This window comes from Bradyrhizobium sp. CIR48 (assembly GCF_014198315.1).
In the GTDB taxonomy this organism is placed as follows: domain Bacteria; phylum Pseudomonadota; class Alphaproteobacteria; order Rhizobiales; family Xanthobacteraceae; genus Bradyrhizobium.
The window spans coordinates 263,553-287,266 of the sequence record NZ_JACIHG010000007.1 but is presented as its reverse complement, the minus strand read 5'-3'; the positions used below and the strand labels follow the sequence as shown (position 1 = coordinate 287,266).

Genomic DNA, 23,714 nt, shown 5'->3' with positions numbered 1-23,714 from the left:
CAACCCTTGGGCGATCTCAACCTTCCGAGCCCTCTAAACTCTTAGATCATCTCGGCCTCAATGTTCGAATTCGCATCGCCCACCAAAGCGGTCGTTGTGCCTCTCTGGCCCCAGGAGGGCGACGATGTCCGCCCGAAGACCAAGGCGATTACACCTACGCTACCCGTGGATCGTCAAAACCGCGCGCAAGATCAAGCCGCCCCACTTCGACTGCGAGGACCGTTGTGCTTCGGATCGATGAATTAGATCTGGCGCTCTGGAGGTGTCAGGATTGATCAGGGCAGCTCTCGAGAGGCAAATGGCGCGCTCGGAAGGATTCGAACCTCCGACCCTCGGAATCGAAATCCGATGCTCTATCCAGCTGAGCTACGAGCGCCCTTGGCCCAGGGATTGGGCCGTAACCGCGAAACACCGGACCGTTGCTGGCGAGCCAGCGCACCGGGCGGCGTTCGGATGGGTTCGAATTAGCAGAGAGGCTGGCCAATAAAAAGCCCTTCCCGCCTCGATCGAGGCGGGTCACAGCCGGCTTGTCACCAGGTTGTGTTGAAGAGGCCGAAATGCGGCTGCTGTGCCACCATCATCGGCCGGCCATACTGTGGCCCACCATACTGCGGCCCACCATATTGCGGGGCCGGATGCGCTCTGGCGACCTTACGCTTCGGCTGAGCCTGGACCTCCGGCTTCTTGGCGGCGTCGGCCTTCGAACCAGGCGTGAACTGGGCGAAGGTCTCGCGCACCCGCGCCTTGGCTGACAGCTCGGCCAAGGCCGCCGACTGGGCCTCCTGCACAGGCGGCTGGGGAGCCACAACCGCGGCGGTCTTCACAGCCGGCGCGGCAATCGTTGGCTGGCTGGTGTCGAGCACGACGCGCTCAGGCAGGTGCCGATCGGACCGGATTCGGATCAGGGGCTGATCGTTGCTTACGGTCGCAACGGCTTGCGCCACGGGCGCCGCCGGGAAAGCGAAATTCACCGCGAACAACAGTGCAAGCAAAGCTCCACCGACAAAGGTGAAATATCGAAAGATGGGCATTGGCCGCGCTCCGCCCCCCGCATCCCCGCGTGGGCTCTCCGCCTCAACAGGCGATCTCTTATTTGGTTCCTGGCCCGGCCCTTCGGTTCAAATGGCGATGCGAGGTTTTTTCGCCAAGGACCAATGAGGGTAACTTTTCCGCTACCGGAACATTCCGCCGTTAAGCACGGCGTGCTGCAACCAGCGAGCATTTCGCCTGATCGGCATTCACGTTGATGAAGCCCACGGGGATATGCGCAAAGGTCTTGCGGCTCTTCATGCTGACCGGATCCGCCAGCACGCGGCTGCGGTTGGTGAGATGACTGCCGTCGCGCCGCGCAAACGCGCAGACGATCTCGACATCCTTTACGGCATAGTCGTTGTCGTTTCGCAGCGTGAACGTCACCAGGGCTCTCGAGCCAAGGCCGCCGCGGCGCCAGGTCTGCGATGAAATCCTGAGACGACCGAGGTCTGCCATCGCCGGTGCCTGGGCTTCCGAGACCGGCGACAACGCTGCGGCCGCATCGGCCGAAGGAGCCGCCTCGACGGCCGCCAGCTCCGCCTTCACCGGCTCAGCACTGTTTCCCTTGGACAGAGGCAGCAGCATCCAGACGCCGCAGCCGACAATGATGGCCGCCATCAGCCACAGAAGGCTGCGGCCAAATGAGACGCTCGCAATTGTCACGGCCCGCGCCACTCGTTCGCCGGTCCCGGCGAAGCGCCTCAATCCGATCCGGCCGAGCCTGGCGTTCATGGTTGCATCACCGATCGCGGCCAAAGCCCATTCAACGACGGACCCCGCCACTGCTTACCTTAATCCGGAACAGGAACTAAGGTTCCCGCGCAGTTGCGAATCGGCAAGGACAGTGGCGATCACCGCCCGCCGCCGCTAACATGCGCTGCAACATCGCCGAAGGCCCGTTGGGAGAATTGAAATGCCAGTCGTCACTTGGGATCACGTCCATCTGCGCAGCCCCGATCCGGAGGCCACGGCGGCCTGGCTGCGGGACATCCTTGGTGGCGAGGTCGTGCATGCGCCGGGACGGATCGACGTGAATCTGGGCGGCGCCAGGATCTTCATCGCGCCGCTCGAGGGCGACAACGCCGTCAACCCGCCGCCTCCGCACCCGCACCAGGGTCTCGACCATTTTGGCCTGACGGTGAAGGACATCGACGCCGTTGCGGCCGAGATCAAGGCCAAGGGCGTCACGTTCACGCGCGAGCCGACCACGATCCGGCCCGGCGTGCGCATCTGCTTCATCCGCGGCCCCGAAGGCATCTCCATCGAGCTGCTCGAGCGCGACAAGAAATACACCTGATCCGGCGAGCGCCTCACCAGAGGCGACACGCAGCCGGCGCGGCTACGTCATGCTGCCGGGCATGAAGCAGCGAATGCTGACGCCCATATAGCCGTAGATCGGCCATACCATGGTGCGCCCCACCCGGTTGGGCTCGGAGATCAGGGCTTCCTCGGGAACGTCGACCCAGACGAGTTCCTGCGGCTGCCCTTCGAGCCTGGAGCCATAGCGCGGGAGGCGGACACGATAGTGCCCGTCCTTGCTGTCCCAGTCGGTGTCCGCGAGCGCCGAACCGTCGGCATCGGAGCAGCATGGCCCCTTGCCGCTGCGCAGGCCATCGAACCAGGCCTTCAGATCGGCATTGGTGTTGACGAACTGGCCGCGGTCGCGCGCGTGCCCGAAGGGGGCTGCGAGTGCAACCAGGACCAGGGCGCCTGCCAGCCGCGTCACGCTTCGCCAGCGTGTTGCGCTGCTGGAACGCCGTCGTTCGCTTTTGCAATTGGTGGGACGCGCACTGTACAGACACGGCTCATCGCCGCCGGAATCGATCCAGTTGCTCATCGTCTTGCTCCAGCACCCCGCGGCCAGTGCAACAATGGTTATGCATTTCGCGGGCCAACCCTGATTCGCAGGCGGCCGGCCTCGCCTCATCATCAGACCGTCATGACGGCGTCACGCACAAGCCGGGACAACTACGGCTCGCGGCGACAACTTCCCGTGGTCGGCCGGCAAACTGCCGCGTTGCGCGAGAGGATGCGCTTTGGCATAAAAGCGGGACCGGTTACGCCATTGGGCGATGGCGGCCGGCCTGCGGGACGTTATGAAAAACGGTCTCTACTCGATTCACGTGACCCTGCTCGATGGTCGAGCCGGCAAGGGCAGCGGCGTGATCCTTTTTCGCGACGGCAAGATCCTTGGCGGCGACGCCTACCTCTATTACACCGGCAGCTACGTGGTGAAGGACGACACCACCTTCAAAGGTGAGGTGCTGGTGCAACGACACACCTCGCCGCGCGGCGACGACAATCCGCTGTTCGGCGGTCCTGCTCCCGTGGGTATCGGCGTCAGCGGGACCTACACGGACACGCGCGCGGAAATGACGGGCACGGCGCTGGTCGGCAAGGCCAGCCTGATTTTCGGCGCAACGCTGCACAAGCTTGCTGAAGCTGATTAGGAGCATGATCCGGAAAAGTGTGCTGCGGTTTTCCGAAAAGATCATGCTCAAACAATAGAAGCTACTCGGCAGCCTGCTCCAGCGGCGCCGTGCGCGGCAGGATGATCTGGATGCGGGTGCCGCTGCCCGGTTCGGAATCGAGATCGAGCCGCCCGCCGAGCCGGTTGGTGACGATGCTGTAGACGATGTGCAGTCCAAGACCGGTGCCGCCCTGGTCGCGCCGCGTCGTGAAGAACGGATCGAAGGCGCGGCGACGGACGTCGAGCGACATGCCGCAGCCATTGTCGGAGAAGATGATCTCGACATTGTCCTTGCCGGACTCGCGCACCTGGATGTCGATCGTCCCCGGCCGGCCGTCCGGGAAGGCGTGCGCCACCGAATTGAGAAACAGATTGGTCAGCACCTGGCCGTACGGGCCCGGATAGCTGTTCATGGTCAGATCCGGCTGGCACTCGACGTTGAGCGTCAGATTGTGCTTGCGCAGGCCCGGCCTCAGACTCATCACCACCTGCTCGGTGAGGTCGCCGAGATCGAAGCTGCGCTGGTCCGAATAGTTGCGGTCGGCGGCGACCTGCTTGAACGACTGGATCAGCTCGGCTGCGCGGTTGAGATTGGAGACGAGCTGCGAGGATGCGTCGCGGCTGGTGCTGAGGAAGTCGTTGAGCGTGGAGCGGCGCAGCTCGCCCCGCTCGACCTCGGCGGTGAACATCGCGGTCTTGCGCTCCAGCGCGGAGGCGACCGTGAGGCTGATGCCGACGGGATTGTTGACCTCGTGGGCGACGCCGGCGACGAGGCGCCCGAGCGCGGCGAGCTTCTCGGCCTCGATCAGCGACGCCTGGGTCTCGCGCAGATTGCGCAGCGCCGTCTCGGCGGACTCCTTGGCTTTGCGCATCTCCTGCTCGCCGCGCTTGCGCTCGCCGATGTCGAGCGCGACGGTGACGATCCGCTCGATCTCGCCCTCGGCATCGAGCAGCGGCAGCTTGTTGACCAGCCATTGCCGCATGTTGCCGGAGGCGTCCTTGTATTCCTCCTCGTAGAAGCCGAGGCCTTTTCGAAGCTTGAGCACCCGCTTGTCGCTCTCGTCGGACTTGGCCGCGCCATAGCGCGACATCAGGTCGGCCGTGGTGCGGCCGAGCGCGTCGCCGGGTTCGATGCCGAAGATGCCGGCCATGTAGCGGTTCATCAGCACATAGCGCAGGTCGCGATCCTTGACGTTGATCACCGCGGGCACGGTGTCGATGACCTGCTGGAGCAGGCGCCGGCCTTCAGCGATGGCGTCTTCCGCCCGCTTCTGGTCGGTGATGTCGCGCAGCGTGCCCTCGTAGCGGACGATGTTGCCCGCTTCGTCCCGCACGCCGGTGGCGCTGTCGGAGAGCCACAGGATGTTGCCGCTGCGCTGGCGCACCTGGTACTCGAACTCGCGCACCATGCCATCGCGCGCCATCAGCCGCTGGTATTCGACGCGTGCCTCGGGATGGACGTAGATGGTGTGGGCGATGTCGTTGATGCTGTCGATGAGATGCTGCGGGCTGTCATAGCCCATCATCCGCGCCAGCGCCGGATTGGCGTTGAGGAGATCGCCGGAGGGCGTCGTGACGTAGATGCCGTCGACCGATCCCTCGAACAGTTTCCGGTAGCTCTCTTCGGCGAGCCGCTGCTCGGTGAGAGCGCGCACCGCCGCCTCCCGCGCCGTGTCGGCCTCCTCCAGCGCGCGGCGGAACACTTCGGCTGCGCGGGCGATGTCGCCGATCTCGTTGTCGAGGTCGGCGGACGGGATCGAGGTGTCCTTCCGGCCCGCCGCAAGCGCGCGGATCGAGCGGGCGATCTGGGCGAGCGGACGCACCGTCCTGCGCACCACGAACAAGGCAGCGCCGATGCCGATCAGCACGCCGATGGTGCCGAGCACGATGCTCTGCCATCGCGCTTCCGTCAGCGTCCGGGCAAAGTCGCGCGACAGCACGTGGCCGCGCCGATCACTGACCTCGCGCAGCAATTCGGTGACACGGCCGATCAGCCGGCCCTCGGTTCCCAGCACCTCGCGGTCGATGTCGGCGATCTGCCGCTCGCGGACGGCCACGGCCATGATGGCCTCGGCGTAATCGTTCACCGCCGATTTCAGCTTGGCATCGGCAATATTCAATCCCCGCATGTTCTGCGCGGCCTGCTCCGCCGCTGACGGGTTGCGCGCGAGCAACCCGAGCGCGATCCGGCTCTGCGCCTCCGACAGGCGCGAGGCCAGCTCACGGTCGGCGGTGCCGGAGACGGCCGCATCGAACTGTTCGCGCAGCGGCGGCAGGCCGGCGAGCAGCTGGGCGCGGCGGTCGATCAGGGTCGAGATCCGCTCGAGGCCGGTCCGATAGGTCGCGAGCCGCTCGGTCACCCCGTCGATCATGTCCTGCTGCTCGGGCGCGAGCTCGATGCGGGTCTTCTTCAGGATGTCGCTGAGGGTCGAGGCCGCCTCGCCGACCTGCTTGAACTGGATGCCGGCGCCGGGATCGGTGACGAAGTCGCGCGCGGCGAGCCGCAGCTCGTTCATGCGGCGATCGATGTCCTCGGCGAGGTCGCCGACGCTCTGGAGCCGCTGCAGCTCGGCGAAGGTCGTATCGATGTGCCGGATCGCGATCACGCTCGCGGTCGACGTGACGATGATCACCGCCAGCACCAACAGGAAGCTGCCGAAAGTGAGCTGGCCGATGGAGAGCGAGAATGTTCGCTTTTTCTCAGGGGTCGGCGTCAATTCGGCGGACATTGGGCTTTGAGGGACCGGGATATTTGGAGGCCCAATATACGACGTATTGCGGCCCCGGGGAAACATGCCTCGGGCCGCCGTTTATCCTTAATATTGGCCTCGGAGCCCCCTTGTCCGATCTATGACGGTTTGACGCTTGCCTGCCGCCGGGCCGGGATCGTCATGGCGGCGACGCCGAGGACGACGCAGGCAAGCCCGATCCAGGCGGTCCGGCTCAGGCTCTCGCCGAGCAAGGCGACGCTGATGGCGACCCCGATCGGCACCCGCAGATAGGCCTGCGCGGTGGTGCCGACCGAGCCCAGGGTCTGGATCAGGCGGAAATAGATCGCAAACGCCGCCGCCGTCGAGAACAATGCGAGCGCGATGAGCGCCACAACCGAGCTGGGCGACGGCGACAGCGTCCAGGGCTGCTCGACCGCGAGCGAGGCCGGGATCAGGACGGCGGCCCCGGCCAGCAGCGAGCCGGCTGCGGGCGCCATTGGGTCGAGGCCTTTGAAGCTGCGGCCGAAGATCGCGGCGCAGGCGTAGCAGATGGTGGCGGCGACGATGGCCGCCTCCGCGAGGAGACCGCTGCCGATGTCGTGGAACGCATCGACGCCGACGATCAGCAGGATGCCGGCCATGCCGGCGATGACGCCGAACAGCTTTCGCGGGCTCGTCGCCTCGTGGCGGGTGACGACCGCCGTGAGCAGGAAGGTGAAGATCGGGCCGGCCGAGTTGAGGATGGTGGCGAGCGCGGCATCGACATGGCGCTCGCCCCAGGCGATCAGCGTCCAGGGGATGACGCTGTTGAGCACGGCCTGGAAGGCGAAGCGCTGCCAGGTCGCTGCGTCCGTGGGCATCCTGATGCCGCGCGCCCACATCACGGCGAGCAACAGGAGGCCTGCGATCGTGGTCCGCGCCGCGATCAAGGTAATCGGGGGAATGGTGGCAACGCCGAGCTTGATGAAAGTGTAGGAGCCGCCCCACAGCGTTGCGAGCGCGACCAGGAGTGCCAGCTCGACGGCGATGTTGGTGTCCTGCCGGCTGTCCATTTCGCGCGGTCCGTCCCGTTGTCAGGACGGAACCTAGCGCGTCTGCGATCGCAGATAGTTCGTTACGTGTCGAAGTGTATTAGCCCACCGCCCCGACCTCGAACACCTCGCCGTCATAGCCGGCCTCGCGAGGAATGCGCAGCTGGCGGCCGGTTTCGGTCTTGGTCATGACAGGCATCACCGTGATGATCGACATGCCGCGGGCATGGTCGAGCGCGTCTTTCACGCTGCCCTGTTTCGCAAGGCGAATCAGATTGCGCGTGGTCGGGAACGGCAGCTTGAAGCGGCCGCTCTCGCCGCCCTCCACCGCCTCGCGCGGCGAGACCCAGATCGAATCGGTCGACTCCCTTCCGTCATGGGCGCCGAGCTGATCGGGTGGCGCCGCCGCAAGGAAGAACCAGGTATCGAAGCGCTTGGGCATGCCCTCCGGCGTGATCCAGTGCGCGTAAGGCACCAGCGTGTCGAGCGCGAGCTGAAGGTCGTTGTCGGCCAGGATGCTCAGGAAGCTGACCTTGTGCTCGTTGAGCGCGACGCGGTGCTTGTCGGCGATCTCGCCGGCTCGCCTGGCATCGACAGGCGCGCCCGTCCCCTTCGACCGCGACAGCAGGATGCCGCTCTCCTCAAAGGTCTCGCGGATCGCAGCGATGCGAAAACCGCGATCCGCCTCGCTGAGGCCTTCACCGCCCGAATACAGGTCGGAGCGCGCAACGATCTCGTTGTCGCCAGCATCGACGCTGCCGCCGGGAAACACCAGCGCGCCCGAGTTGAACTCGATCTGATGATGGCGGACCATCATGAAGACTTCGATTTCGCCGCGCCCCTTGCCGTCGGCCTTGGCGCCATCACGGAGCAGGAGGATCGTCGACGCCGGGCGTGATGCTGATGTCTCGGTCATCCAACTAACCTGCGGCGCTGGATTGCGGGCCGAGATTGGCGCGCTTGTCGACACGGGCGACGCGCGACAGCAGGTACTCGACCTCGGCCTTCGCCGTCGCCGTGATGGACGCGCCGGGCTTGCGCTGGGCGCTGGAGGCGATGATGCCGCGCTTCTGCAGCACGTATTTGCGGATGGTCAGGCCGACGCCGGGCTGCTGCTCGTAGCGGATCAGCGGCAGATGCGCGTCGAACAGGTCATGCGCGGCATCGCGCTTGCCGGCCTTGGAGAGGTTGACGACGTCGATCAGAAGCTCCGGGAAGGCGTAGCCGGTCATGGCGCCGTCGGCGCCGCGCTCCATCTCGAAGTCCAGGAACGTGCCGCCATTGCCGCAGAGAATCGAGAGCTGACGGAGCGAGCCGTCCTTCTGGAAGCCGCGAAGCGTCGTGATCTTCTCCAGGCCTGGCCAATCCTCGTGCTTGAGCATCACGCAGTTCGAATTGTCCATGACGATCTTGCGGATCACGGCGGGGGTGAACACCACCGAGAGCGTCAGCGGATAGTCCTGGAGCACCCAGGGAACATCCGGCCCGATCGCTTCCGCCGCCTGCTTGAAATAGCCGACGATCTGGTCGTCGGTCCGAAGCGACGGCGGCGGGGCGATCATGACGCCGGCCGCACCCGCGTCCATCGAGGCCTTCGCCAGCGAGCGCATGGTGGCAAAGCCCGGCGCGGAGACGCCGACGATCACCTGCATCTTCTTGGCGCGCTTGACGAAGCGCACCGCCACCTGCTCCGCCTCGGCCGCGTCCAGCTTCGGCGCCTCGCCGAGGATGCCCAGCACCGTGACGCCGTCGCAGCCAACCTCCTCGTAGAAATCGGTCAGGCGGTCGATCGAGCGCTCGTCGATCCGGCCGTCGTCGTGGAACGGCGTCGGCGCGATTGCGAAAGTGCCCTTGGCGTCGGCGGTCAGGTTCATTTAGTCCTCGTCTCTGTTCGTCATTCCGGGGCGGCTCGCAGAGCCGAACTCCGGTGCGCAATTGCGCACCTGAGAATCTCGAGGTTCCGGGTGCGATGCTTTGCATCGCCCCGGAACGACAACAACAGCCTAAAACCGCCGCGCACCCATCTTGATCTGCTCCTCGGAGAAGAAGATCTCCTTGGCGTGATCGGCGATGTCCTGGGCCTTCCAGCCCGTGTGCGGCGGTTTCCAGCCTTCCATTTCCATCATCCGCATCTCGCGCACGCCGCGGGGCCCGGACACACCCAGCACCTTGCCGGTCTGGTCGCCCGACAAGTCGCTGACCATGTATAGCACGGCCGGCGCGATGCCGTCCGGCCCCAGCGCCGCGGAGGGGTTCTCCTTATAGCGGGGCAGGTCTGCGGTCATGCGGGTCAGGGCGCCCGGGGCCAGCGTCCAGATCCGGATGTTGTACTTGCGGCCCTCGATCGCCAGCACGTTGGACAGGCCCCAGATGCCGCCCTTGGCCGCGCCGTAATTGGTCTGGCCGAAATTGCCGATCAGGCCCGAGGTCGAGGCGGTGTTGACGATGACGCCGCCGCCATTTTCCCGCATCCAGCGAAACACCGGCATGGTGCAACAAAAGGTACCCTTCAGATGCACCTTGATGACCTTGTCCCAGTCGGCTTCGGAAGCCTTGTGAAAGGTCTGGTCGCGCAGGATTCCGGCATTGTTGACCAGGATGTCGGCGCGACCGAAATGCTTGATGGCGTCGTCGAACACCGACTGGCCGCCCTCCATGGTGGAGATGTCGGCGCCGTTGGCGATCGCCTTGCCGCCTTCGGCCTTGATCGCGTCCACCACGAGTTGCGCCATCGACTTGTCGGCGCCGGAGCCGTCACGGGGACCGCCGAGGTCATTGACGACGACCGAGGCCCCTTCCCGCGCAAACAGCTTCGCGTAGGCCTCACCGAGCCCGCCGCCCGCGCCGGTGATCAGCGCGACCTTGCCGTCGAGTAGTCCCATGGTGGCTTCTCCCTGTTTTGTTTTTCTTCGCCTCTTCCCGCGTGCGGGGAGAGGCCTGAAATCGAGCGCAGCTTGATTTCAGGGTGAGGGGGAGCCTCCGCGAGCTCAACTGTCACTGTCCCCGGGGAAACTCCCCCTCACCCCACCCTCTCCCCGCAAGCGGGGCGATGGAGTGAAGCACCAGTGTCCGCCTAACCCAGTACCGTCTTGCCGTTCTTGATCACGGTGACACCGCGCGACTTCACCTTGGCTTCGAACGAGATCACGTTGGCGTCCTTCCAGAGGTCCATGGTCACGGTCTCGCCGGGATAGACCGGCGAGGAGAACCGCGCGACGTGCTGGCGGAAGGCGCTCGCGTCGTAGTCGGCGTAGGTCTGCAGCACGCCGCGGCAGGTGATGCCGTAGGTGCACATGCCGTGCAGGATCGGACGCGGAAAGCCGGCCTTCTTGGCGAACTCGGGATCGCTATGCAGCGGGTTGCGGTCGCCGCAGAGGCGATAGACCAGCGCCTGGTCGGGGCGCGTGGTGATGTCGATGGTCTTGTCGGGTGCGCGTGACGGGATCTTGTGCGGATCGGGCTGGGTCAGGCTCGGCCCGCCAAAGCCGCCGTCGCCGCGGGCGAAGCGCGAGGCGACGAGGGTCGCGAGCTTCTCGCCCTTCTCGTTCTTCAGCACGGTCTGGTGCGCGATGACGACGCCCTTGTCCTTGCCCTTGTCGTAGACTTCGACGACGGAAGAGTCGGCCGTGATGTGCGCGGCGACCGGCAGCGGCTGGTGGAAGGTGATGTCGCGCTCGCCATCGACCACCATGACGCGGTTGAGGTTCATCTCGCCGGGACCCGCGCCCCACGCCGCGACGGACGCGAATGTCGGCACCACCTTGAGCGGCCGCGGCGTCAGCGTGCCCTCGTTGACGAAGGCGAGCTCATTCTCGTCCATCGGATCGGCGCCGAGCCCGATGCCGTAGGCGTAGAGCATCACCTCGCGATCGGTGTAGGCGTATTTCTGGCCGAGGTTTTTCAGTCCTTTGAGCTCTTCGTATCTGGCGGACATGTTGTTTGTCTTCCTCCCGAGTTTCTTATCCGCAGGCGGCGATGCCCATGAATGTGCCCTCTCCCCTTGTGGGAGAGGGCAGCACCGCTCTTGCAACAAAGTCACTTGGGTGAGGGGTTGGCTCCGCATTGACACTTCTCGTGCGGAGAGAGACCCCTCACCCGGCAGCCTTCGGCTGCCACCCTCTCCCACAAGGGTAGAGGGTTACATCTTGCTTCGTGTCAGGCAGGCGTGAAGAACGGCAGTGGCGCGCCATCCGTCGGCTTAAACACCACTTTCACCTTCTGGCCGATCTTGAGCTTCTCCAGATCGCAGTCGACGAAATTGGTCTGCACCGACGGCCCCTCCTTCAGCGTGACGTAGCCGATGGCGTAGGGGCCGGTCGGCGACTTCCGCATCAGGCTCCAGGTGTAGATCGTCCCCTCGCCCGAGGCTTCCTCCCACACCGTCTTGTCGGAGTAGCAGAACGGGCAGATCGAGCGCGGGAAATAGTGCGCTTCGCCGCACGCCGTGCAGCGCTTGATCATGAACTTGCCCTGCTTCGCCGCATCCCAGAACGCGGCGGTCTCGGGGTTCGTGACCGGTGCCGGATATTTCTTCGTCTCGCTCATCACACGCGCTCCAGAATGGCCGTCGAGGCGGCGTGGCGAACTCCCAAAAGGCCGCCGGTGCCGTGAGCGATGGCGAGATCGCAATTCTTGACCTGCACCTTCGGATGCGCCTCGCCGCGCAGCTGCCGCACGGCCTCGATGATCTTGGTCATGCCGCCGCGGTTGACCGGATGGTTGCTGCAGAGGCCGCCGCCGTCGGTGTTGAATGGCAGCTTGCCGACGCCCGAGATCAGATTGCCGTCGGCGACGAACTTGCCGCCCTCGCCTTTCTTGCAGAAGCCGAGATCCTCGAGCTGCATCAGCACCGTGATGGTGAAGCTGTCATAGATCGAGGCGTATTTGATGTCCTTCGGCGTGATGCCGGCTTCCTCGAACGCACGCGGGCCGGACCAGATGCCGGCGGAGTAAGTGAGATCGAGATCCTTGCCGCCGCGCGGGCCCTTCATCGCCTCGCCATGACCGATCAGCTTGACCAATGGCTTCTTCAGGCTCCTGGCGATCTCCGGCGTCGTCACGATCAGCGCGCCGCCGCCGTCGGAGACGACGCAGCAATCCATACGATGCAGCGGATCGGAGATCATCGGCGAGTTCAGGACATCCTCGACGGTGACGACGTCCTTGAGCATCGCATGCGGATTGTATTGCGCGTGATGCGAGGCCGCGACCTTGATCCAGGCGAGCTGCTCTGAAGTTGTGCCGTAGTCGTGCATATGGCGCATGGCACACATGCCATAGGCATTGTGCGTGGTCGCCCCGTAAGCGGATTCGAAATCGACCTCGGCACCGGCCGCACGCGGCGGCATCACACCGGTGCGCGGCTTGCCGGCAAGTGTGATCAGCGCGATCGAGCACTTGCCCGCCGCGATCGCCTCGGCGGCATGGCCGAGATGGATGATGTAGGAACAGCCGCCGGTCTCGGTGGAGTCAACGTGGCGGAGCTTCTTGGTGTTCAGGCCGAGATAGTCGACCATCGGCCAGGCGCCGCCGGGCGCATCGCCCGCGCAGAAATAGCCGTCGACATCGTCCTTGCTGATCCCGGCATCCTCGATCGCGCCCTTGGCGACCTCGGCGTGGAGCTGGGCGGTGGATTTGTCCGGCGCATGCCGGGTCGGGTGTTCGTAGATCCCGGCAATGTAGGCCTTGCCCTTGATGGTCAAACTTCAGGTCTCCGCTGGCGTTTCTTAATTGCCCCGTTTTTCTGAACCGCACTGGGCAGATTGGCAAGCGCGGAAATATTCCGCCCCGCGAGAGAGCAGCGGGTCGGCGCAACTCCCAATCCCGTCATCCTGAGGTGCGAGTGATGGGGCGCAGCGCGCCCATCAGGAGCCTCGAAGGATGCACGGCCAAGCTATCTCGACGCCCGCGCAGCGACAGCCGGGCCGTCGCCCTTCGAGGCTTGCCGAAGAGGCGAGCGCCTCAGGGTGACGGTCTAGATGACCGGCTCGCTCTCACATCGCAGACACACCCCCACATCCTCGCGGCCCATCTCGCCCGAGCTTTGCTTCCGTCTCGCTCCCTCCTTGAACAGAGGGCGCAGGGAAGACCGGGTGCCGGCTGGGCACCCACGGTCCGCTGTGCGCGATTGCGCGAAGAACAGATGCACAGCGGCATACAGGTGCAGCCAAACATCCGGCCTTCCCTGCGCAGTGGCTTTACGGCTTATGTCGTGCTCTCCCCGGGGAGCGATGCACTATTGCCCCCGTCGCCTTGCAATTACTCGCAAGACTTGACGCCAGCCTGCGGGCGTCAGGACCACACGATTTTGCCGTACGCGAGACCGCGCCCGTCGTGCACGAGACAATCGCCCGCGCGACGCAGCCCGCGTCCACCGCCGCTCACCCCGCGTTTCGTGACGATCGCGATACGCCCCTCTTGAGGGATGAGGTGGTGGACCGATACGACAATTCCGAATTTCGGTAAAGTGGAATGTTTTTGCGCGCGGGGATTGACTCGTCTCTTGGATGTTTCGCCCGGCGGTAACACAAGGGGTGGTGTCGTAGGGTGGGCAAAGCGACTTGTCCGCCGTAGCTCGGAGAGCGAAGGCGGAAGCGTGCCCACGTCTTTTGCGCAATCATGGCGAGGTCGTGGGCACGGCGCTTCGCGCCTTTGCCCACCCTACGGGACCTTGCGCCGTCCCAACCAGTTGCCTTCCGTCAGGTCGGGCTGTGCGGCACGGGCCTCAGCGGTTGCCTCCGCAGCCCTGGGAAAATGCCCGTCGCGATCGGGGTCCGCGACTTGCAGGCATTCGAACTCATCATTGCCGTAGAACCATCTGCTCCATCCGAGATGCGAGCGGTAGTGCTGCAACGACACCGGAAGGAGCACGGCGGCGACATTCTCAAACAGCGCATCCGTGGGCTCGCCGACCAGCGGTCGCCGTCCTGCGTCGAGTTCGTGGTAGATCGTCCAGAACGTATCCTGGGCGGTCTGCTGTCCCATTGAAAACACGATCATCTCCGGAAACCTGAACTTCAGCCAGAATCCGGTCGTGTAGGCGAAGCCCGGTCCTTCGCCATCGGAGAAGACATGCGTGCCAAACCAGCCGTGATTGCGAACTTTCTCGACGAAGTTCTGCTCGTGCTTATCGAGCCGATCGGGAGGCGCATCAAGAGCTGTGAACGTTGCTCGCTCGTCCGATACGAGGGGTGAAAGACAGACTCTTCGCTACGAGGCGGTGCTCGGGCGCGCGCGATAACGGAACGCGGTCAGCCCGGCGAACATCAGGCCGAGGACGAGAAAAACAGCGCCTCCCTTCACGCCAAAACTGTCCTGGTGTTGGCGCTCGTCCGCGTCGTCGACGATCAGGGGCCGCGCATCAGGTCTGCCCGTGAGATAGCGGATCTTGATCTGTCTGACGGTCTGGACGCCGTTGCGCGTGATCTGCCGCCAGAACGCCGGGCTGATATGGGTCGGTCCGTAGGCCTGCTGTCGTCCGCTCTTGTCGGTCCACGCCAGCGTCACGAGATAGCTCGGGGCCTCACCGGCCTTGTTCACCTCACCGTAGGCGCGGGTCACATCGGCGGTGGCGTCATCGCCATGGGCGAGGATCTCATTCAACGTGCTTTGCTCAATGTAGGAGTTCACCAGCATGTAGCCGCCGAATGGAAGCATCACAGCAGTCAGGGTCCCGAGGATGTAAGGAAAGGGACGCCTGGCTCCGGCGGCGATCGTCGCACTCCCCGGCCCGCCTCGACGCGCCGACCATGTCTGCCATCCGATCACGAGCATCAGGAGCACGGCGCAAACGCCTGCTCCCGCCGCCATGAACCTGGACGTGGACCGGATATGGTTCAGATGGTCGTCGAGATCCTCGACAATGACCGGAAGCGATGCATCGTCGTCAACAGCCTGAATGGGAATCGTCAGGAGCTTGAGCTGGTTGCCAACCATGATCCGAGCCGCATAGGCAGCACTGACCGCAATGCCCGTGCGCTCGCGCTGGACGCCATCCCTGCCGGTCCACTGCAATCCGATCGACAGATTTTCGTCGACATAGCGCGGCCAGCCGCCGTCAAACACGAACGGAAACCGCGGCGAGACGACTTTGGCCGAAATGATCTTTCCGGTGGTGCCATAGCCATCGCGCATGACGCGTTCGATGGCATGCTGATTCCAGAACATCCCCAACGCCGCCAAAACACCGACGGCCAGAAACAGGATCAACACAGTGCGCAATGACATCGATCATCGCCCCGCATAGCGCAGGGCCGCATCGCCCGGCGCGCCTCACTATCGCAAGTTGCTGATATCGCGGCGCCACAACTCTTGTCAAACGGATGAATTGTCGTCCGCTGGCGTACGGCGGATTAGCCGATGGCGTAATCCGCCGTATTGATCGCCACGGCAATAGGTGTGGCGGATTTACGCTTCGCTAATCCGCCCTACGAGACCGCCCTACTCCGCCGCGATCTGCCTTGGCGCAGGCGGCGGGTTGGCCAAGTCCGCGGCGAGTTGGGCGTAGCGGGCCTTGGCGTCCGCGACCGCTTTCTCCTTCACCGGGCCGTAGCCGCGGATGCGGTCGGGCAGCGACAGCAGTTCCACCGCGGTGTCGATCGTCACCGGCGACAACAGGCCGAGCACGGTGGCGACGTCCTTCTCGTAGCCGGCGATCAGGTCGCGTTCGAGCTTGCGGTCGGCGCTGCGGCCGAAGATGTCGAGCGGCGTGCCGCGCAGGAATTTGAGTTTCGCCAGCACGCCGAAGACGTTCAGCATCCAGGGGCCGAAGGCGCGCTTCTTCGGGCGTCCCAGCGCGTCGAGGCCACCGCCGAGGATCGGCGGCGCCAGGTTGAAGCTGAATTTGAAGTCGCCCTCGAATTGATCGCGGAGCTGCTGGGCGAAGGCCCCGTCGGTGTAGAGGCGCGCGACTTCGTATTCGTCCTTGTAGGCCAAGAGCTTGGCGTAGTTCACCGCAACCGCGCGCGGCAGCGCATCGCCATAACCGCCCTTCACTGCGGCATCGCGCACCTGGTCGATCAGCTTGCGGTAGCGCTTGGCGAGACGGCTGTTCTGATAGGCAGCGAGGTGCTTGGCGCGGTGCTCGATGACCTCGTCGAGGCTCATGGCGTCCAGCGTCTTGGGCGCAGCCACCTGGTCCGTACCCTTCAGCATGTTGGCAAGACGTGCGGGATCGGCGACCGCGAGCCGGCCGAGGCGGAAGGCTTCCTTGTTCATCTTGATCGAGACGCCGTTGACCTCGATCGCCTGTTCGATCGACTCCGCCGACAGCGGGAACAAGCCCTTCTGATAGGCGTAGCCCATCATCATCATGTTGGTGGCGATGCTGTCGCCGAGCAGCTGCTCGGCCGGCTTGGTGAAATCGAAGAACACCGAGTCCTTGTGCAGCGCGGTCTCCAAGAGCCCGTTCAGCTTGCGGGTCTGGAAGTTGAAGTCGCGGTTGAGGACGAAATCGGCGGTGGGGATGACGTGGCTGTTGATGATGCCGCGCGTCCGGGTGGAGTCGCAGAGCGAGATCGTGTCCTTGGCGACCGCGACCACCTCATCGGCGGCGAGCACGAGATCGGCCGTGCCGGTGACGATGCGCGAGCAGGTCACTTCCGCGGGGTGATCCGACAGGCGGACATGGCTGAGCACCGCCCCGCCCTTCTGTGCAAGGCCGGACATGTCGAGGATCATCGAGGCCTTGCCCTCGATATGGGCGGCCATGCCGAGCAGCGCGCCGATGGTGAGAACGCCGGTGCCGCCGACGCCGCCGACCGCGATGTTATAGGGCTTGTCGAGCGTCGGGCGCGAGGCCGGCTCGGGCAGCGCGCCGATATCGGCAAGCTCAGCCGGCGCACGGTGGCGCGGCTTGCCGCCGTCCACGGTGACGAAGGACGGGCAAAAGCCCTTGAGGCAGGAATAATCCTTGTTGCAGGAGGACTGGTTGATGGCGCGCTTGCGACCGAACTCGGTCTCCAGCGGCTCAACCGAGATACAATTCGACTGCACCGAGCAATCGCCGCAGCCTTCGCAGACCGCGGGGTTGATCATGACGCGGCGCGCCGGATCTTCCATCAGGCCGCGCTTGCGGCGGCGGCGCTTTTCGGCGGCGCAGGTCTGCACGAACACGATCGCCGAGGTGCCCTTGTGTTCCCGGCACATCTTCATGACGTTCTGCAGCTCGTCGCGATGATAGAGCTTCACGCCCGGCGCGATGGTGCTGGCCGGATAGGCGTCGGGCGCCTCCGAGACAAGATAGATCTCGCGGATGCCTTCGGCGTGGAGCTGATGGGTGATCTGCTGCGGCGAGAGATCGCCGTCATGGCGCTGGCCGCCGGTCATGGCCACCGCGTCGTTGTAGAGGATCTTATAGGTGATGTTGGTCTTGGATGCCACCGCCTGGCGGATGGCGAGAAGGCCCGAGTGGAAATAGGTGCCGTCGCCGAGATTGGCGAAAATGTGATTCTCGTTGGTGAAGGGTGCGATGCCGACCCACGGCACGCCCTCGCCACCCATATGCGTAAAGGTCTCGGTCGAGCGGTCCATCCACAGCGCCATGAAGTGGCAGCCGATGCCGGCGAGCGCGCGGCTGCCTTCGGGGACCTTCGTCGAGGTGTTGTGGGGACAGCCGGAGCAGAAATACGGAGTGCGGGAGACAGGGGCGACCGCTTGCATCTGGGTGGCCTGACGGCCGTTGAACCAGTCGGCCTTGGCGCGGAGCATCGAAGCAATCTCAGGATTGAGATTAAGTCGAAGCAGACGCTCGGTAAGCGAGGTCGCAAGCGAGGCGACGCTGAGCTCGGCGGCGAAGGTCAAAAAGCGCTTGTCGTGCTCGTCCATCTTGCCGACGATGCGCGGGCGCACGTCGTCGCGCCAGTTGAACAACACCTGCTTGACCTGGTTCTCGACGATCTCGCGGCGCTCCTCGACGATGAAGATCTCCTCCAGGCCGACGGCGAATTCATGCACGCCTTCCGGCTCCAGCGGCCAGGGCATGCCGATCTTGTAGAGGCGAAGGCCGATCTTGGCGGCGACCTCTTCGGTGACGCCGAGCTCGCGCAGCGCCTGACGGACGTCCTCATAGCTTTTGCCTGACGCCATGATGCCGAAGCGGGCGTTCGGCGAATCCATGGTGACGCGGTTGACCTTGTTGGCGCGCGCAAAGGCGATCGCGGCAAAGCCCTTGTAGTCCTGCAAGCGCCGATCCTGCTCGAAGCGATCGTCGGGCCAGCGCAGGTTGAGTCCGCCTTGCGGCATCTCGAAATCGGTCGGGATGATGAACGGCTTCATCTCGTCGGTGAGGTCGATCTCGGCGGTGGTCTCCACCGTCTCCGTGATCACCTTCATGCCGACCCAGCAGCCGGAATAGCGCGACATCGCGATGCCGAGCAGGCCCATCTCGATCATCTCGTGGATGCTCGAGGGATAGAGATACGGCATCAAGGCCGACATGAAGGCATGGTCGGACTGATGCGGGACCGTCGAGGATTTTGCGCCGTGGTCGTCACCGGCGAGACAGAGCACGCCGCCGTTCTTGGCCGAGCCTGCGGCATTGCCGTGGCGGAACACGTCGCCGCAGCGATCGACGCCGGGGCCCTTGCCGTACCAGATGCCGACCACCCCGTCATATTTCGCGCCGGGCGAGAGGTTAAGCTGCTGCGAGCCCCAGACGGCGGTGGCCGCCAGATCCTCGTTCACGCCGGGCTGGAACTTGATGTTGTATTGTTCGAGATGCTTGCGGGCGGCAAAGAGCTGCTGGTCGTAGCCGCCGAGCGGCGAGCCGCGATAGCCGGAGATGAAGCCCGCGGTGTTGAGGCCGCTGGCGCGGTCACGCCGGATCTGGGCCATGGGCAGGCGGACCAGGGCCTGGATGCCCGTGGTGAAGACGTGTCCGGTTTCCTGGGTGTATTTTTGATCGAGACTGATCGGACCCTGGTTGATTCCCATGCTGTCCTCTTTATCGCCCTGTTTCAGGTCTTTCCGACTTAAGCCGTTGCCTTCCCGTTGTTTTTAGCTAGGGCGCGCCGACCAATCTCGCCACTCTATGTCGGATATTTCACGATCCGCATCACAAATCTGGACCAAATGGAGCCCTGGGTAAAAATCGCAATTTCGTGGCCTGAAACACGTTGGGCATTTTCAATTTGTGTCACCATACCCCCACTGTGGCGAAATGAACTGATGCCCCTATCGTGCCAGATGCGGGCGATTGGTCGCAGGAGAGACTTTCGATGCGGACGATTCTGGCTGGCGCGGCTGTTGTCGGCTTGGCGTTGTGCAGTGCGGTTGCAAGCGCAGCCGGCGCCGCCGAGCCGTCGCCGGAGCTGATCGCCTACGGCAAGACGCTGGTCGAGGCCGGCGACTGCGCAGGCTGCCACACCGCCGATCCGGCAAAACCGTTCGCGGGCGGCAAGCGCATCGACACGCCGTTCGGCGCGATCTATGCGCCGAACCTGACCCCGGACCGCGACACCGGGATCGGCGCCTGGAAAGATGCCGATTTCACCCGCGCATTGCGCACCGGCGTCGCGCCCGACGGCTCGAACTACTATCCGGCGTTCCCTTATCCCTACTTCACGAAGATGACGAAGGACGACACGCTGGCGATCCGCGCCTATCTCGGCACGCTTGCGCCCGTCGTCAACCGCAACAAGCCGCCGGAGCTGCGCTGGCCGTTCGGCTATCGCGGCCTGATGCGGGTCTGGAACGCGATGTATTTCAAGCCCGGCCTGTACGAGCCGGACCAGAGCCAGAGCGCGGCGTGGAACAGAGGTGGCTATCTCGTCACCGGGCTCGGTCATTGCGGGGCCTGCCACACGCCGAAGAACTATTTTGGCGCGGACAAACAGGCGCAGGCGCTCTCGGGCAACGAGGTCGGCGGCTGGTACGCGCCAAGGCTCGACGGCGCCTCCCGCACAGGCCTGAAGTCGTGGAGCGAGGCGGACATCGCCGAATATCTGCAGAGCGGGCGCAATGCCAGGAGCCATGCCGGCGGGCTGATGGCGGAGGTGGTCGTCAACTCAACGGCGAAGATGAGCGATGCCGATGTGCGCGCGATCGCGGTGTACCTGAAGAGCCTGCCGCCGTCGCGGCGCGAGACCATCGTGACGCCGCCTGATGATGCCGAGATGAAGGCGGGCCAGGCGGTCTACGCCAAGCTCTGCATCGCATGCCATGAAGCCGACGGCTCGGGTGCGCCGCGGATCTATCCGCCGCTGCCCGGCAATGCGCTGCTGCAATCGATCAATCCATCCTCCACCTTGCGCATCATCCTCGACGGCGCCCACACCGTGACTACCCCGCGCGCGCCCAACACCGGCGAGATGCCGCCCTATGCCAAGCTGTCCAATGAGGAGATCGCTGCGGTGACGAACTACATCCGCAACGCCTGGGGCAATGCGGCCCCACTGGTGACGCCGGCGCAGGTCGCGAAGGCAAGGAAGCAGGGGCGAATGGGGAGTAGCGAATAGCCAGATCTATCCGCTATTCGCCATTCGCGCGCGCGGCGCTCACCTCTCCTCATCCCCGGTGAACACGAATTTCGGCATCTCCCATTTGTAGCGAACCGCGAGCAGGCGGAAGCTCAGACCGAGCACGAAGGTCAGGATGGTCCAGAGCTCGGCATTGAGGTTGAGGCCGAAGGCGGTGGCGTAGAACAGTCCCGTCACGACCGAAACGCTGGCGTAGAGTTCGGATCGGAACAGCAGCGGCACGTCGTTGCAGAGCACGTCGCGCAACACGCCGCCGGCGCAGCCCGTCACCATGCCCGACACGATCACGATCGGCAGCGAGGCATCCATCTGCCAGCCGACGTTGCAGCCGATCATGGTGAAGACGACGAGGCCGATGGCATCGAGCACGATGAACGCGAGGTGCAGCCGATGCACCAGCCGCGCGATCAGGATCGTGAGCAGCGCCGCACCACCCGGCAGCGCGAGGTAGATTGGGCTCGCCACCCACACCAGCGGGTAGTGACCGAGAAACAGGTCACGCAGCGTGCCGCCGCCGAGAGCGGTCACGCAGGCCAGAAGACAAACGCCGACATAGTCCATGCTGCGCCGGCCGGCGGCGAGTGCCGCCGTCATGCCCTCTGCCGTGATGGCGACGAGTCCCAGAAGATGCAGCACGCTATCCGTCGGCGGCAGGCTCCACATCGGCTTGTTCCCTTCGTCGCGCCATGGAACCGCGTCCAGTTCCCAGCCAGACAGGTTCCCGATTCCCGCCGGGAGGGCAACATCCGACGAAAGCATAAAACGGGCGGAACAGAATCTCGCATCCCCGGGTTGTCACGGCGCAATCAACGAGGAGATTGAATCGATGGCTGACGACCGTTTTCCCAACGATCCGTACCGCCCGAACCTCGCCGACGATGAGTATCTTCGCGCGGCGCGCCGGGATGCCGACCTTCAGGCCGACCCCGAGCTTGGCGAAGGCCCCGCTTCCAGCGGCAAGGTTGCGTTGTTCGCCGTTGCGATTGCGCTGGTGCTGGGTGCCGTGTTCTACGGCCTGAACAATACCACCACTAGCAACCAGGCCAGCAACGCACCGGCCTCGCAGACGGCACAGACGCAGCCCACCAATCCGGCCGCGCCTCCCGGCATGCGCGACGTGACACCACCGCGCAACAACGCCGAGCCGGGCGTGACCACGGGTGCGGCGCCGAGCAAGCCGGCCCCGGATACGCAGAAGCCGTCTGACGGCGCGAAGTAACACTTAGCAATAGCGCGTGAAAGCGGCGGGACTCAAAAAGTCCCGCCGCTTTTCGTTTCCTGGGCTGATCGTCGCCTCTAGCTGAACATCTTGTTCAGCTCGCCGCCGGGATAACCGCTGCCGAGCTCGGTGAACGTACCCTTCTCCGCCATCTCCTTTGCGGCGCGCATGAAGCCGCCCCAGGCGGCGCGGGCGAGCGAGCCGCCGACGCTGATCCGGCGGACGCCGAGATCGGCGGCCTCTTGCAACGACAGGCCGGAGGCACCGATCAGAAGATTGAACGGTTTGGGTGCGACAGCCTTCACCACGGCAGTGATGTCCTCGCGGGTCTTCAGGCCCGGCGCATAGAGGCAGTCGGCCCCGGCATCGGCGTAAGCGGTGAGCCGGTCGATAACGAGCTTCAAGTCGGTCACGCCCCACAAATAGGCTTCGCAGCGGCCGACCAGCAGCGTGCCGCTGTCGCCGATCGCCTTGCGCGAGGCCTTGATGCGCTCGACCGCGAGTGCGCGATCATAGAGCGGCCTGTCCTTGTCGCCGGTGGAATCCTCGATCGACAGGCCGGCGACGCCGGTGCGCACGCAGCGCTCGACATTGTCCGCGACCCTGTCAGGCTCGACCGCAAAGCCGCCCTCGAAATCGGCGTTGACGGGGATGTCGACGGCCGAGCTCAATGCTGCCAGGTGCTGACAGACGTCCTCGACGCTGACGTGGTTGTCGGCCTTGCCGATGGTCCAGGCGAAGCCCGCGCTCGACGACGCAATCGCCTTGAAACCGAGATGCTGCAACGCCTTGGCACTGCCGATATCGACCGGATTGGGCAAGATGAAGCACCCGCTTTCGTGCATCTTCTTGAAGGTCGCGCGCTTGTCCGCGGTCGTGACGTGCATGTTTCTTCTCCCTTGTTGGCCGCGCAGACATAGGCGCGCCGACACGGCAGCGCCAGTGCGCACCCGGCAGCGCTAGTGCGCGTCGTGCACCGCCCGGCTGTCCTTGGGCGCCTGCTCGCGATCATTCATGCCGTAGTCCCTGACGACGCTGGCGATGCGCAAATGATAATCGGCAAAGATCTGCGCCCTGCCCTTCGCCTGGGTGCGGCGATGCTCCATCGTGTTGCGCCAGGCCTGCACCGCCGCCTCGTCGCGCCAGAACGACACCGACAGGATCTTGCCCTTCTCGGTCAGGCTCTCGAAGCGCTCGACCGAGATGAAGCCGTCGATGGTTTGCAGGATCGGCTTCAGATCGGCTGCGAGGTCGAAATAGTCCTGGCGGTGTTCCGGCTTCGGCCAGACCTCGAAGATCACGGCGATCATGGGCATCTCCTGCTGCTATCGGGCCTACAATACCACCTTGCGCAGGAAGGTGCGCTCTTCAGCGAGGATGAATTTGTGTTCCTCGGCGAAATGGAAATTCGCCATGCCCTCCGCATCCTGCCGCAGCCGCGCGCGATAGGCCTCGTATGCGGCCAGACTCTCGAAGCTGATCAGCCCGAAAGCGATGTTGTTGGTGCCCTCATGCGGCATGAAATAGCCGATCAGGTCACCGCCGCATTTCGGGATGATGGTGAGCCAGCGCTTCGAATATTCCTCGAACTGCGCGCGCTTGAACGGGTCGATCTGGTAGCGGATGAAGACGGTGACGGACATGATGGTTCCTGTTTCTTCCGTCACTGCGAGCGCGGTCTCGTAGGGTGGGCAAAGGCGCGTCAGCGCCGTGCCCACCATTTCTCCGTAATAGCAACAGAACGTGGGCACGCTTACGCTTTGCCCACCCTACGCC

General features: G+C 64.6%; 21 protein-coding genes, 1 tRNA gene and 1 pseudogene. 4 read left to right on the top strand and 19 right to left on the bottom strand.

Translation table 11 applies throughout. The features are described from left to right. Positions 1 to 299: 299 nt before the first annotated feature. From GGD66_RS22870 to GGD66_RS22860, 3 genes are all read right to left on the bottom strand, one after another. A tRNA-Arg gene (locus tag GGD66_RS22870) sits at positions 300 to 376 on the bottom strand. Between the two features lie 154 nt (positions 377 to 530). Further along, positions 531 to 1,031 carry a hypothetical protein gene (locus tag GGD66_RS22865; protein ID WP_183259063.1) on the bottom strand — a complete coding sequence of 167 codons (501 nt, stop codon included), beginning with the start codon at positions 1,029 to 1,031 and terminating at the stop codon, positions 531 to 533. 160 nt (positions 1,032 to 1,191) lie between these two features. Then, complete coding sequence (locus GGD66_RS22860; protein ID WP_183259062.1) at positions 1,192 to 1,764, bottom strand: hypothetical protein; 573 nt, start codon at positions 1,762 to 1,764, stop codon at positions 1,192 to 1,194. Positions 1,765 to 1,945: 181 nt separating this feature from the next. On the opposite strand from GGD66_RS22860, the gene GGD66_RS22855 reads away from it, so the two are divergent. Next, the gene (locus tag GGD66_RS22855) at positions 1,946 to 2,329 is read left to right on the top strand and encodes a VOC family protein (RefSeq protein ID WP_183259061.1); all 384 of its coding nucleotides are present in this window, start codon (positions 1,946 to 1,948) and stop codon (positions 2,327 to 2,329) included. A 42-nt stretch (positions 2,330 to 2,371) separates the two neighbouring features. Here GGD66_RS22855 and GGD66_RS22850 read toward each other — a convergent pair whose 3' ends face one another. Continuing rightward, entirely contained in the window at positions 2,372 to 2,869 is a 498-nt protein-coding gene (locus GGD66_RS22850) for a hypothetical protein (RefSeq protein WP_183259060.1), read from the bottom strand. A 259-nt stretch (positions 2,870 to 3,128) separates the two neighbouring features. Here GGD66_RS22850 and GGD66_RS22845 point away from each other — a divergent pair, with 259 nt between their 5' ends. Then, the gene (locus tag GGD66_RS22845; protein WP_026202721.1) at positions 3,129 to 3,482 is read left to right on the top strand and encodes a GrlR family regulatory protein; all 354 of its coding nucleotides are present in this window, start codon (positions 3,129 to 3,131) and stop codon (positions 3,480 to 3,482) included. Between the two features lie 61 nt (positions 3,483 to 3,543). On the opposite strand, the gene GGD66_RS22840 is transcribed toward GGD66_RS22845, so the two are convergent. The 11 genes and pseudogenes from GGD66_RS22840 to GGD66_RS22790 form a co-directional block, all read right to left on the bottom strand. Beyond that, positions 3,544 to 6,231 (bottom strand): PAS domain S-box protein, encoded by a 2,688-nt coding sequence (locus GGD66_RS22840; RefSeq protein WP_183259059.1) that lies wholly within the window; start codon positions 6,229 to 6,231, stop codon positions 3,544 to 3,546. Positions 6,232 to 6,350: 119 nt separating this feature from the next. Beyond that, positions 6,351 to 7,265, bottom strand: coding sequence for a DMT family transporter (locus GGD66_RS22835; RefSeq protein ID WP_183259058.1), 915 nt, complete (start codon positions 7,263 to 7,265; stop codon positions 6,351 to 6,353). A gap of 79 nt (positions 7,266 to 7,344) precedes the next feature. Then, a complete protein-coding gene (locus GGD66_RS22830; RefSeq protein WP_183259057.1) occupies positions 7,345 to 8,160 on the bottom strand; it encodes an NUDIX hydrolase in 816 nt (271 codons plus the stop codon). Between the two features lie 4 nt (positions 8,161 to 8,164). Then, positions 8,165 to 9,118, bottom strand: coding sequence for a dihydrodipicolinate synthase family protein (locus GGD66_RS22825; protein WP_183259056.1), 954 nt, complete (start codon positions 9,116 to 9,118; stop codon positions 8,165 to 8,167). A gap of 129 nt (positions 9,119 to 9,247) precedes the next feature. Then, on the bottom strand, positions 9,248 to 10,126 hold the full coding sequence (locus tag GGD66_RS22820) for an SDR family oxidoreductase (RefSeq protein ID WP_092260163.1): 879 nt from the start codon (positions 10,124 to 10,126) through the stop codon (positions 9,248 to 9,250). Positions 10,127 to 10,317: 191 nt separating this feature from the next. Further along, a complete protein-coding gene (locus GGD66_RS22815) occupies positions 10,318 to 11,178 on the bottom strand; it encodes a MaoC family dehydratase (RefSeq protein ID WP_183259055.1) in 861 nt (286 codons plus the stop codon). Positions 11,179 to 11,399: 221 nt separating this feature from the next. Then, positions 11,400 to 11,789 carry a Zn-ribbon domain-containing OB-fold protein gene (locus tag GGD66_RS22810; RefSeq protein ID WP_018322310.1) on the bottom strand — a complete coding sequence of 130 codons (390 nt, stop codon included), beginning with the start codon at positions 11,787 to 11,789 and terminating at the stop codon, positions 11,400 to 11,402. Further along, a complete protein-coding gene (locus GGD66_RS22805) occupies positions 11,789 to 12,946 on the bottom strand; it encodes a thiolase domain-containing protein (protein WP_018322309.1) in 1,158 nt (385 codons plus the stop codon). Before GGD66_RS22805 ends, GGD66_RS22810 begins: the two co-directional genes overlap by 1 nt. A 958-nt stretch (positions 12,947 to 13,904) precedes the next feature. Continuing rightward, positions 13,905 to 14,333: pseudogene (locus GGD66_RS22800) on the bottom strand (DUF4262 domain-containing protein); the annotation flags it as partial. 120 nt (positions 14,334 to 14,453) lie between these two features. Then, positions 14,454 to 15,452: a hypothetical protein gene (locus GGD66_RS22795; protein WP_246788956.1), complete on the bottom strand. Its 999-nt coding sequence runs from the start codon at positions 15,450 to 15,452 to the stop codon at positions 14,454 to 14,456. Positions 15,453 to 15,683: 231 nt separating this feature from the next. Next, complete coding sequence (locus GGD66_RS22790) at positions 15,684 to 19,175, bottom strand: indolepyruvate ferredoxin oxidoreductase family protein (RefSeq protein WP_092260171.1); 3,492 nt, start codon at positions 19,173 to 19,175, stop codon at positions 15,684 to 15,686. 284 nt (positions 19,176 to 19,459) lie between these two features. On the opposite strand from GGD66_RS22790, the gene GGD66_RS22785 reads away from it, so the two are divergent. After that, complete coding sequence (locus GGD66_RS22785) at positions 19,460 to 20,698, top strand: cytochrome c (RefSeq protein WP_092260173.1); 1,239 nt, start codon at positions 19,460 to 19,462, stop codon at positions 20,696 to 20,698. A gap of 39 nt (positions 20,699 to 20,737) precedes the next feature. Here GGD66_RS22785 and GGD66_RS22780 read toward each other — a convergent pair whose 3' ends face one another. Beyond that, on the bottom strand, positions 20,738 to 21,382 hold the full coding sequence (locus GGD66_RS22780; RefSeq protein WP_018322304.1) for a trimeric intracellular cation channel family protein: 645 nt from the start codon (positions 21,380 to 21,382) through the stop codon (positions 20,738 to 20,740). 163 nt (positions 21,383 to 21,545) lie between these two features. Here GGD66_RS22780 and GGD66_RS22775 point away from each other — a divergent pair, with 163 nt between their 5' ends. After that, the gene (locus tag GGD66_RS22775; protein ID WP_018322303.1) at positions 21,546 to 21,938 is read left to right on the top strand and encodes a hypothetical protein; all 393 of its coding nucleotides are present in this window, start codon (positions 21,546 to 21,548) and stop codon (positions 21,936 to 21,938) included. Between the two features lie 77 nt (positions 21,939 to 22,015). On the opposite strand, the gene GGD66_RS22770 is transcribed toward GGD66_RS22775, so the two are convergent. The 3 genes from GGD66_RS22770 to GGD66_RS22760 all read right to left on the bottom strand — a co-directional run bounded on the left by GGD66_RS22770 (position 22,016) and on the right by GGD66_RS22760 (position 23,581). Continuing rightward, positions 22,016 to 22,825 (bottom strand): oxaloacetate decarboxylase, encoded by an 810-nt coding sequence (locus tag GGD66_RS22770; RefSeq protein ID WP_183259054.1) that lies wholly within the window; start codon positions 22,823 to 22,825, stop codon positions 22,016 to 22,018. A 72-nt stretch (positions 22,826 to 22,897) separates the two neighbouring features. Further along, the gene (locus tag GGD66_RS22765; protein ID WP_026202720.1) at positions 22,898 to 23,248 is read right to left on the bottom strand and encodes an antibiotic biosynthesis monooxygenase; all 351 of its coding nucleotides are present in this window, start codon (positions 23,246 to 23,248) and stop codon (positions 22,898 to 22,900) included. A 24-nt stretch (positions 23,249 to 23,272) separates the two neighbouring features. After that, on the bottom strand, positions 23,273 to 23,581 hold the full coding sequence (locus GGD66_RS22760; RefSeq protein WP_018322300.1) for an NIPSNAP family protein: 309 nt from the start codon (positions 23,579 to 23,581) through the stop codon (positions 23,273 to 23,275). Between the last annotated feature and the right edge of the window lie 133 nt (positions 23,582 to 23,714).